Here is a 780-nt window from a genome sequence, read left to right as displayed (position 1 = left end):
TTTGCGGATAAATGGCCATAATACCCATCATTCTTAATAGCCTACGCACACGCTTTAGATTAACATGGTAGCCTAAGTCTTCTAAGTATTTAGTCATGCGCAAAACCCCTTTAAAAGGATGCCTTATGTACTCTTCATCAAGTAGACGCATCAACTCGACATTATCCGAATCTTCAGGCTTGCTTTGATAATACAAGCTTGAACGGTTTAGCTTTAAAAGCTGGCATTGCTGCCTCATGCTTAAGCGGTTGTCATCAGCATCTAACATTGCCTTACGCTCCATAACACTTAGCTCCAAACACTTTTTTTTAGAAAGTCATTTTCACAGGTTAATTGCCCTATTTGTTGATAGAGCTTATCCATTTGCTGTTGCGAATCTAGCGAGGCTTTTTCTTGCTTACCATTAAAGCAGGTTTTTAATGATGCCAAAGCTTGCTGCTTCCAACGATTGATCTGCGTTGAATGCACACCATACTTTGAAGAAATTTCATTAATCGTTAAATCGCCTTTTATTGCATCCAAAGCAACCTTAGCTTTAAATTCTGCTGTATAGCTTTTATTCTTTTTAGCTGGCATTTTTCACCTCCTAACTTGGCACACAGTTTAACATTTTTTGAGACTCTTTTTGTGTCTCTAACTGTGGTCCAAAATATGGGGAGTATTATATAAAGCAAATAATATAAATCTTTAATGAGATTAGGTAATCCTCCCAAAAAATAAAAGGAGTCAAAAGTAGAATTTTCTAGTAACCTAATAAGTGAAGGAGATTCTACATGACAA

The 780-nt window shown here is 36.4% G+C and carries 2 protein-coding genes; both read right to left on the bottom strand.

Features of this window, described 5'->3' with window-relative positions; all coding sequences use genetic code 11:
* On the bottom strand, positions 1-283 hold a 283-nt coding region (locus tag DNK84_RS13340; protein WP_162902482.1), incomplete at its 3' end, for an IS3 family transposase.
* Between the two features lie 5 nt (positions 284-288).
* Entirely contained in the window at positions 289-576 is a 288-nt protein-coding gene (locus DNK84_RS13335; RefSeq protein ID WP_119344964.1) for a transposase, read from the bottom strand.
* Between the last annotated feature and the right edge of the window lie 204 nt (positions 577-780).

It is taken from the genome of Facilibium subflavum, from assembly GCF_003574485.1.
Classification (GTDB): domain Bacteria; phylum Pseudomonadota; class Gammaproteobacteria; order Francisellales; family Francisellaceae; genus Facilibium; species Facilibium subflavum.
Note: the sequence above shows the minus strand (reverse complement) of the source record. Positions and strands in the feature narration are given on the sequence as shown.

Excerpts from the sequence above, each read along its gene's own strand:
- DNK84_RS13335 (WP_119344964.1), bottom strand. The coding sequence starts at position 576 with ATGCCAGCTAAAAAGAATAAAAGCTATACAGCAGAATTTAAAGCTAAG.